Raw genomic sequence first — 9,059 nt, forward strand, 5'->3', positions numbered from 1 at the left:
CCGGAAGCATTAACGTAGTCACTTACCAAAACTTACCACCAGGCGATTATGTGTTCCGAGCCAGAGGGGCTGACTCTACAGGCGTCTGGAGCGACAACGAGATCAGGCTTCCTATTAAAGTACTGCCTCCGGCGTGGCGAACGTGGTGGGCAATCGCTAGTTATCTCCTACTGGCGCTGATCGCATTTCGATACTTCAAGATAATCAATGATCGTAATGTAGCGCGCAGAGAACGCCTAAAGATCGCTGAAGAAGGCAGCGCTGCATTCGCGCGTTTAGAGGATGACTACCAGGCGCAACGAGAAGCGAATGAAACCTTACTACTCGGAAGAACACCATCTGCTAACCAACTGCTAGACGTTCTGGAAACAGCGCTGTCCGCCCAATTCAATGACACAGATAGTGAAACAACAGCCGACCTATCGAGCAAGATAGCAACGCTGCGCAGTCTTCAAACGTTTACCGACAGAACAACGAATCAGGAGCGAACAAACATACACGCCCTCACCAACGAGATCACGGCTCGGCTGGCAACGACTTCTGAATTTGCCTCCCGCGCGATCATCACTAATGACACCTGCAAAGATCTGGTTCCCCTCGAGCATGCAATGTATCTCTGTTTAGTCATTCAGGAAGCGCTTGAATTTGCGATTACCGGCAGAAGCTTCGATAGCTCAATTGATCCGCTCATATACATAGCTTTTGCCTCCCCCACCCTTACCGAGGCTGGGGAAATCAGTTACGAATTCCGCATTGAAGACAGTGCGCAGAAGCACAACTATGACGAGACCCTTGCGCGAGCTATGCCGCTTACTTTTCATCTCATCGAGACAGGCGGTGGAGAGGTAAGCGACGACTACGATGCGGGGAACACGCTCTCTATTAGCCTGCGCTTCCCGGCTAACAGATTTGTTTTGTAACTCGGTTACTTTCCAGAGAACTCAGGCATCCTCTTCTCTCTTTGAGCTGCAAAGCCCTCCTGCAAATCATCTGACTCCTCACACAAGCGCGCCAGTTCTGTAGCACGAGAGATATCGATAGAACCACGGCCGGCCTGGGCAATCAGCTCCTTCATGGCTTTAGTCGCCAATGGTGCTAGCCCTGCTATATGCAGCGCTAACTCCTCTACACGCTCATCAAGCTCTTCCTGCGCCACGATGTAATCGTAAAAACCGACTCGATACGCTTCCACCGCATCCATTGCCTCAGATGCCACCAGCATCCTCCGCGCGATGTTTGGGCCGAGCTTCTCTACAAATAGGGAGATACCCGCTGGCGGGTAACACAAGCCAAACGCTGCTGCAGGTACGCGCAACCGTGTACCCACCACGCCTATTCGAAAGTCGCAGCTCAATGCCAATTCGGTCCCACCTCCAAACACATTGCCGTTCACCCGGGCCAAGGTGGGAATGGCTAACGTGGCTAAACGGTGCATCGCGCTTTGGAACGCATCAGGCTTCAAAACACCGCTATTTAGGTCTCCTAAAGATGCTCCGGCGCAGAATGTCTTTTCCCCCGCCCCCGTAACAATGAGCACTCGCACCTCTGGATCCGCTTCGACAACATCAAGAACGTCAGCGATACGTTTAAGCTCTGTGGCGCCAAGAGAATTGTGCTTATCTTCGCGGTTGATGTTCAGTGTCCCGACACTGTCGCTCACCGAATATTCGATCGAATGGCTCATGCTAAGCTCCTGACTTTTACACATTCTTGCATAGCGTCGATACGCCGTCATCGTTCGCTAAGTAAACACGGAGAGTACAGATGCAGCGCTGCGATTGGTGTGGAGACGATCCGCTATACATGAGCTATCACGATAATGAGTGGGGAGTTCCCCTCAGAGACGAGCAGCTGATGTTTGAGTTCTTGGTACTAGAGGGTGCCCAGGCTGGCCTAAGCTGGATAACCATTTTACGTAAGCGCGACGGCTATCGCGCGGTTTTCGATGACTTTGACGTTCACAAAGTTGCGGCCTATAGCGATAGCCAATTAGACAAAAAACTATTGGATGCTCGCATCGTTAGAAATAGGCTCAAAGTGTATGGCGCCAGAAAAAACGCCCTCGCGACCCTTAAGCTCTATGAAGAAGGCACCACACTCCTCGACTACTTTTGGGACTTTGTAGGCGGCAAACCCATTCAGAACAAATGGCGCAGCATGTCTGAGGTTCCTGCCTCGACCCCTCTATCTGAAAAGATCAGCAAAGACATGAAAAAGCGGGGCTTTACTTTTGTGGGCCCGACCATCATTTACGCAAATATGCAGGCCACCGGCATGGTCAATGACCATATCGTGAGCTGCCCACGACACAGGGAATGTGCGGCGCTCGCTTAATGGATTCGTAGACAGGGCCGGTAAAAATACTTAAAGTTGGAATTTCCAACCTTACAGTATGATGAGAACAATAAGCGTCCCCTGAATGACGACCACCAGCAGCTCAAACAGCACGTCTCCATTCAACAGAAAAGCGCAGCATGACGCTAAGCGCATCGCTATTCTCTCTGAAGCTGCACGCCTTTTTAATAGCAAAGGATCGCGAGCCACCACGCTGCAGGACGTGGCCCGAGGTCTGGGGCTCACCAAGACTAGCCTCTACTACTACGTGCGCACAAAAGAAGAGCTTATATTCCAGTGTTACGAAGTCACCATGCAGCGGCAGCACTCCATTATGGACGCTCTCGACAAAGCGACGCTCACTCCTCTGGAGCGTGCCGGGGCCTTCTTCAAAAGCCAGTTTGAAGGCTGGCTAAGCGCCCAAACCGGGGACGATGTGCACATCGCGGCACCCCTGGAGATAGCGTCGCTCAAACCGCAGCACCGCAAGGCCATTGAGTCAGAATACATACGGATGTTTAAGCGCCTCCGAGCCTTCCTGCGTGAGGCCATGGAGAGCGGTGAGGCACGCACGGTCGACAGCACCTCGGCCACCCGAGCCATCATTGGTGCCACAGACTGGGTGTTTCATTGGCTGCATCAACTAGATCGCTCCGACGTTCTAAACGCTGCTGACTCCGCCTGGGACATTTTGCTAAGGGGCCTATCTGCTGATGGCCGCGAATATCGCCCCGTGCCCCTGAACATCAACTCGGACAATGATCGACCAGCGCAGGGCTTTGATCGAGAAGAACAGCATCGACAAAAACAAGAAGCGTTTTATAAAGCTGGTACCTGGTTCTTTAACCGCAAAGGTTTTAACGGAGCATCTCTGGACGAGATCGCCGAGCACCTCAACGTCTCAAAAGGCGCTTTCTACTATCACATTCGAAACAAGGAAGATCTCCTCTTCGCCTGCTATGAGCGCTCCATCGGCATCGTGCAACGAATCGATACCAACGCAATGCGCGCTGAAGGAACAGGCTTGGAAAAGCTCGATGAAACCGCTCGTAGAGTATTCCACGTCCAAAACTCCGACGCGGGCCCATTAATTCGCTACAACACGATTACCGCACTACCTAAGGAACGGCGAATAGAGATTCTCGCCGCAACGGAGGATGCGGATAGCCGGTTTGACACCCTGATTGCCGAAGGAAAACTCGATGGCAGTATCCGCGATGTAAATTCACTTCTGGCACGCCGTTTAATGTCCGGAGCAATCAACGCTTCGATGGACATTAGCCTTTGGCGAGCCATTGACGACATCGACAGCGCAGCCATCGAGTACTTCGATATTTTTTATAACGGACTTTTGCCAAAAGAACCGTCTAAAGAGAGCCTCTCATGACTGACCTTCTCGCAGACCTTTTGAATCATCTTGAAGTGAAGCGCATTGATACCTACCTATTTACCGGCAGTAGCCCCGAACGCCCGCGGCGCATTTTTGGGGGCCAGGTACTTGCGCAAAGCCTCAATGCGGCCAATCGATCCATTGGCGACGACCGCGTTGCCCACTCTATGCATGCGCACTTTTTGCGCCCGGGTAACCCCGCAAAGCAGATCGTCTTTGAAGTAGATCCCACGCGAGACGGCCGTAGCTTTGCCACGCGCCGCGTTGTTGCGAAGCAAGACGGTAAGCCCATTTTCATCACTTCAGTGTCGTACCAGGAAATCGAAGAAGGACTCAATCACGAGGCGCCAATGCCGGAGGTAGAACCTCCTGAGGGCCTTCAGAACGACTTCGATTTTTGGACCGAAATGGCTGCGAAACACCCGGATAGATATGATCCGCCCTTTTCTCAGGCGGTGGAGCGCAAAGTCATTAATCGTCGCGACTATGCATCGCCAAAACCACAAGATCCTATCTCACACACCTGGTTTAGGGTCCCTGGTGATATTGGGGACGACCCCAATCGCCACCAAACCCTTCTCGCATTTATTTCAGACTTTGCCCTGCTGGGGGCTGCACTGTTTCCACACCCTTACACAGCTGCGAGCAAGAAGATTCAGGCAGCCAGTTTGGATCATGCGATCTGGTTCCACCGTCCCGGGCGGGCCGATGACTATTTGCTCTACACCATGGACAGCCCAAACGCAGGTGGCGGTCGCGGATTCAGCCGCGGACAGTTCTTTAGCCGCGACGGTCGGCTTATCGCGTCTACCGCCCAAGAGTCGTTGATACGGCTGCGACCTAGTTCACCCTAAAAAAATCAACGACGCCGCCGAGACGGGCTTGCTTGAGGGACTAACGTAGAGCCAGAGTCCTTTCTCAAGTCGCTAGAGCTTTCAATTCACAACCGAAGACATTTGCTTGCCCAAGGAACGCACCGCCAGGCTGCCCGTCGAGTCATCAAGCACGGTGACAGATGCGTTGTCGGGCCAAAACACGAGTGTCTCCTCACGCTTCTGATACCAACCCACCAGGGCGTTGATCACTAAAAAGTGCGTGAAGACAATCGTTGTACCCGAGAGCGACTCAACTGCATCGACAATGTTCTGTCGCCATTGGTGCAAAGCCGGTTCCTGCTCATGCCATTGCTGACGCATAAAACCTCGCAGCCAGTCCTGACGCTCGTCAAGAGGCACCGGTGACGGTATCTCACGGAAGCACTCATCGACCGAAACCTCTAGCCCCAACGCAGCGGCCAATGGGATCGCGGTCTCTTGGGCACGCAGCAAAGGACTGCTCACCAGGGTGACTCCCGGTGCCGACAAGTGTGCCTCCAGCTGCTGTGCAGTCTCTTTAGCCTGAGAATGCCCTAGCTCCGATAAACCCGGGTCAGGGCTCTGCCCCCAACTCGCCGCAGCCTCTCCGTGACGAACCAGATAAATCGCTCGCGCGTTACTCATCGATAGGTAACCAGCTTTTCTCCCCGGGATGCAGACTGCTCTCGAAGAAACGAACAATCATTGAAGTACGACAAAGACACCTGTTCCGCCCTGTAAAAAATCTGCGTGACCGAGCAGTTGAACACGGGCTCATAAAATTGATAAGTCGCGGATCCAGGAAGCTTCAGTACCGCTGCGGTGAGAGTGGCGATAGTGCCACCGGAGGTAAACACGCCAATCGTTTTACCCGCCCCTTCATTGGTAATGATGTCGCGCAACATGCTGTGCACGCCTTCGGAGTACTCCGCCCAACTCTGAATATTGGGTTCATCGCATTCGGGAGAGACCCAGTAGTTAAAAACAGCCTCAATGACTTTTTGAAAGCGCTTACTTGAATCAAGACCCTGATCAACAATCGCCTTGATGTCCGGGCGAGTCTCCAGCACCTTCGGAAGCAGATACTCTAGATGCTCGTCATTACGTACTTCGTCAAGCCGGGCATCCACCGTCAAAGGCACCGAAGCCGCCTGACTACCCAGCGCTAACGAAGCGGTATCTTTCTGACGTTCCAAGGAACCACTGTAAGCCGCATCAAACACCACTCCGGTACGAGCCAAGTACTCACCGGTGAGCGTCGCTTGCAGCCGACCTAGGGGGGATAGCTCGTCGTAGTTTTCTGCGCCAAAAGACGCCTGTCCATGTCGAACAACGTAAATACTGGCCATTAAGCTTGTCCAAGCAAAGAGGGTTCTTCTTCCCGGGGGAAACGTAGTTTCCTTCGGTAAGGATAGAACGATTCAACATAGCCGCTACGTATCTGCTCTTGCAGCGACTTCCAAAACCGCGCTTCGTAAATGTCTGAGTGCTTCTCATCAAAGGCTTTACGCGCTCGCTGATTGCCCGAAAAGAACAGACGAAATTCCTCGGGAAAAATATCGTTAGGACCAACGGAGTACCAGGGCTGGCTAGCCATTTCCTCTATTTCATTACGAGGCTCGGGAATAATCCTGAAATTACAGTCCGTAAGCGGCACGATCTCGTCGTAATCATAGAAGACTACGCGTCCGTGACGAGTAACACCGAAGTTTTTAAGCAACATATCTCCGGGGAAAATATTAGCAGCGGCAAGCTGCTTGATGGAGTTCCCGTACTCATCCATCACCGCCTCTACCTCGATATCCGTGGCATCCTGCAGATAGAGATTAAGGGGCGTCATTCGGCGCTCGACATACAAATGCCCGATAATCAGCGCTTTGCCATTTTCCTGGATCTGTGAGGGTGCGACCGCTTTTAGCTCTTCGATCAGCTCATCAGAAAAACGATCGCGGGCAAAAGCCAGATTAGCGAACTCCTGAGTGTCGGCCATACGCCCTGCCCTGTCTGCCCGCTTTACCAAACGATACTTTGATTTCACTTCTTCGTGCGTGACTTCCTTAGGCGGCGTAAACCGGTCTTTGATGATCTTAAACACAAAGGGATAAGAAGGCAGCGTAAACACGCTCATCACCATGCCCTTAATCCCAGGCGCGATAACAAACTTGTCCGTAGTCGACTCCATGTGCCTCACCGCAGACCGGTGATAGTAGGTTTTCCCGTGCTTGTTGTAACCCATGGAGCTGTAGATTTCGGAAATCGGCTTGGCCGGCATGAGCTTGGCCAAAAACAGCACGTACTGGGATGGAATCGTCGCATCCACCATGAAATAGGTTCGCGTAAAGCTAAACACCACACTCACGCGATTGGAGCCAAACAACACGGTGTCCACGTACACCGCGCCCGCCTCGTTATGCAAAATAGGGAGAACAAAAGGCATGCTGTCCTGGCCCGAAAGAATTCGACCAACGATGTACGCTCCCTTGTTGCGATAAAAGTGGTTAGAAAGCACCTCCATACGCAGGTCGCTTTTATTCAAGTCGATGTTTGAGACAAGCATCAACTCCTCTTCAAAAGCTTCTAACAGTCGACCGACGTCCCGTGACAAGTCTTCATAGGGGATATTGAAACAGTAGTCTTCAAGAAGCTGCTCCAAGCTATCTTTTAACGAGTGTTTTACAGCGTAATAGCGAAGAACAGGACTACTGTCGGAAAGTGGAATATCGCCTTGAGACGAGAAGACAAAGGCGTAGTCGTTGCGAATCTGTTCGTGAGAAAAAACTGCGTTGTAAACAGAGTTGTAAAAGGTTTCCGCAATCTCGAAGTTGTTGTGATTGCGTATCAGCCCTGCGTAAATCTTGCGCGTGTCGCGCCAGAACTCGTAATTGCGCAACTCCTGACCCGCAACCAACTCCACGGTATCCAACACAAAGCTGACCTTCAGTTTGTAAAGGTCGATGCGCTGAATCGTCGCCGCATGAATACCCAGCCAGTCCGCATTTTCAAAACGTGACCGGGCACCCAGCGTAATATTCTGGTAATCCGCAAAGTACGACTCAAAGCCGTTAAGAATTATCCGCGCAAACCGCTCGCGTCGTTCCACGCTACCCCCAAAACTCCAAAAGACTAGACTTCGGGATTACCAAACTGGCGACGCAACTTACGCATTCCACCGATCCAGCGGTCGTAATCCGCAGTTTTGCGTTCGCGATACTTGGCAACCTCAGGGTGCGGAAGAATCAAAAAGCGCTCTTCCGCAAGGCCTTGCACAACGGCCTCGGCTACGTCCGCAGGCGTTAGAATGCCATCAACTCCCGCGGTTCCCCCTTCTGAATCGCCAATCATACGCGTAGCGACAGCCTGAGGGCACAGGCATGAGACTTTAACTCCGGCATCGCCGTGAGTGATCGCCAATGACTCGGCAAATCCAACCGCCGCGTGCTTCGTGGTCGAATAAGCGGCATCTCCCACCTGGCTCAAAAGACCTGCCGCAGAAGCGGTATTTAAGAAGTACCCCTCTCCTCGCTCAAGCATAGAGGGCAAACACGCCCGAGCAGCATAAACGTGGCTCATGACGTGGATGTCCCACATGGCCTGCCAGGTGTCATTAGGGGCCGAGGTGGCGTACCACGGAGGACCATCCAGGGCGATGATACCTGCGTTTGAGCAAAACAAATCAATATGACCAAACTTTGCGATTACATCCTCGACCATCGCAGCAATCTGCGCCTCGTCGCGAACATTCACTTCATAGGCACTGCCATTAACGGCGTCTGCGACAGCCCTAGCCGAATCCAGTTCAAGATCTGCAACAACTACCTGTGCAGCACCCTCAGCGGCAAAACGCTCGCAGAGGCCCTTGCCAATTCCATTGCCACCGCCTGTAACAACAACAACTTTGCCTTTTACGTCCATTGTGTGGTCTCCAATTACAAATTGTGCGATCTACAGATACAAAAAGGCCCCCAGCTGGGGGCCTGTTCAAAGGTTTAGCTCTTAGGCTGCATCGCTCATGCTAGCGACGTTTTCAGAAGCCTCAGAACCGTAGCTCAGCGCATTGAACTGTGACTGGTGATGATCGCGATCACCGAAGGTCGCATTGATCATCATCAATCGCTTTGCGTAGTGAGCGATATCCAGCTCGTCCGTAAGACCCATACCACCGTGAAGCTGAATCGCTTCTTCGAAGATATGCTTGCCGCACTTGTGCGTCATTACCTTAAGCGCGTGCAACTCTCTACGCAGGTCAGCATCACCATTTTCCAGGGCGCAGACTGCGCGATAGAGCATTGATTTGGCTTGCTCATAAGACATGAAGGTATCGACCATACGATGCTGGAGCGCCTGAAAATTGCTGATCGCAACGCCAAACTGCTCACGCGTCTTCGTGTATTCAAGAGTCTTAGTGTTGAGCTGCCCCATAAGGCCCACGGCCTCACCGCAAAGAGCCACGATACCCTCTTGCACCACTTGGTCCATGGCTG

10 protein-coding genes are annotated in these 9,059 nt (G+C 52.4%); 4 read left to right on the forward strand and 6 right to left on the reverse strand.

Annotated elements, in window-relative coordinates:
- Positions 1-920 (forward strand): triple tyrosine motif-containing protein (locus tag AB8B76_RS12380; RefSeq protein ID WP_405272887.1); only part of this gene is annotated, 920 nt, incomplete at its 5' end.
- A gap of 5 nt (positions 921-925) precedes the next feature.
- Here AB8B76_RS12380 and AB8B76_RS12385 read toward each other — a convergent pair.
- Complete coding sequence (locus AB8B76_RS12385; protein ID WP_405272888.1) at positions 926-1,684, reverse strand: enoyl-CoA hydratase/isomerase family protein; 759 nt, start codon at positions 1,682-1,684, stop codon at positions 926-928.
- An 80-nt stretch (positions 1,685-1,764) separates the two neighbouring features.
- On the opposite strand from AB8B76_RS12385, the gene AB8B76_RS12390 reads away from it, so the two are divergent.
- The 3 genes from AB8B76_RS12390 to AB8B76_RS12400 all read left to right on the forward strand — a co-directional run bounded on the left by AB8B76_RS12390 (position 1,765) and on the right by AB8B76_RS12400 (position 4,578).
- Positions 1,765-2,334, forward strand: coding sequence for a DNA-3-methyladenine glycosylase I (locus AB8B76_RS12390; RefSeq protein WP_405272890.1), 570 nt, complete (start codon positions 1,765-1,767; stop codon positions 2,332-2,334).
- Between the two features lie 85 nt (positions 2,335-2,419).
- The gene (locus tag AB8B76_RS12395) at positions 2,420-3,721 is read left to right on the forward strand and encodes a TetR/AcrR family transcriptional regulator (RefSeq protein ID WP_405272892.1); all 1,302 of its coding nucleotides are present in this window, start codon (positions 2,420-2,422) and stop codon (positions 3,719-3,721) included.
- Positions 3,718-4,578, forward strand: a complete 861-nt coding sequence (locus tag AB8B76_RS12400) for an acyl-CoA thioesterase (protein WP_405272894.1) — start codon at positions 3,718-3,720, stop codon at positions 4,576-4,578. The genes AB8B76_RS12395 and AB8B76_RS12400 overlap by 4 nt, the downstream gene beginning before the upstream one ends.
- An 81-nt stretch (positions 4,579-4,659) precedes the next feature.
- Here the strand turns inward: AB8B76_RS12400 and AB8B76_RS12405 are convergent, their stop codons facing one another.
- From AB8B76_RS12405 to AB8B76_RS12425, 5 genes are all read right to left on the reverse strand, one after another.
- Entirely contained in the window at positions 4,660-5,223 is a 564-nt protein-coding gene (locus tag AB8B76_RS12405) for a histidine phosphatase family protein (protein ID WP_405272896.1), read from the reverse strand.
- Positions 5,220-5,927 (reverse strand): histidine phosphatase family protein, encoded by a 708-nt coding sequence (locus AB8B76_RS12410; RefSeq protein ID WP_405272898.1) that lies wholly within the window; start codon positions 5,925-5,927, stop codon positions 5,220-5,222. The genes AB8B76_RS12405 and AB8B76_RS12410 overlap by 4 nt, the downstream gene beginning before the upstream one ends.
- Complete coding sequence (gene aceK, locus AB8B76_RS12415; RefSeq protein ID WP_405272900.1) at positions 5,927-7,678, reverse strand: bifunctional isocitrate dehydrogenase kinase/phosphatase; 1,752 nt, start codon at positions 7,676-7,678, stop codon at positions 5,927-5,929. Before aceK ends, AB8B76_RS12410 begins: the two co-directional genes overlap by 1 nt.
- A gap of 23 nt (positions 7,679-7,701) precedes the next feature.
- A complete protein-coding gene (locus AB8B76_RS12420) occupies positions 7,702-8,490 on the reverse strand; it encodes an SDR family oxidoreductase (protein ID WP_405272902.1) in 789 nt (262 codons plus the stop codon).
- An 81-nt stretch (positions 8,491-8,571) separates the two neighbouring features.
- The coding region (locus tag AB8B76_RS12425) for an acyl-CoA dehydrogenase family protein (protein WP_405272904.1) at positions 8,572-9,059 on the reverse strand (488 nt) is incomplete at its 5' end.

Origin of the sequence: Congregibacter sp. (genome assembly GCF_045107095.1) — a bacterium.
Lineage (GTDB): Bacteria > Pseudomonadota > Gammaproteobacteria > Pseudomonadales > Halieaceae > Congregibacter.

What these genes read in the sequence shown, in the direction of transcription:
- AB8B76_RS12405 (WP_405272896.1), bottom strand. Translation starts at nt 5,223, where the DNA reads ATGAGTAACGCGCGAGCGATTTATCTGGTTCGTCACGGAGAGGCTGCG.
- AB8B76_RS12385 (WP_405272888.1), bottom strand. Translation starts at nt 1,684, where the DNA reads ATGAGCCATTCGATCGAATATTCGGTGAGCGACAGTGTCGGGACACTG.
- AB8B76_RS12420 (WP_405272902.1), bottom strand. Translation starts at nt 8,490, where the DNA reads ATGGACGTAAAAGGCAAAGTTGTTGTTGTTACAGGCGGTGGCAATGGA.
- AB8B76_RS12395 (WP_405272892.1), top strand. Translation starts at nt 2,420, where the DNA reads ATGACGACCACCAGCAGCTCAAACAGCACGTCTCCATTCAACAGAAAA.
- AB8B76_RS12390 (WP_405272890.1), top strand. Translation starts at nt 1,765, where the DNA reads ATGCAGCGCTGCGATTGGTGTGGAGACGATCCGCTATACATGAGCTAT.
- AB8B76_RS12410 (WP_405272898.1), bottom strand. Translation starts at nt 5,927, where the DNA reads ATGGCCAGTATTTACGTTGTTCGACATGGACAGGCGTCTTTTGGCGCA.
- AB8B76_RS12400 (WP_405272894.1), top strand. Translation starts at nt 3,718, where the DNA reads ATGACTGACCTTCTCGCAGACCTTTTGAATCATCTTGAAGTGAAGCGC.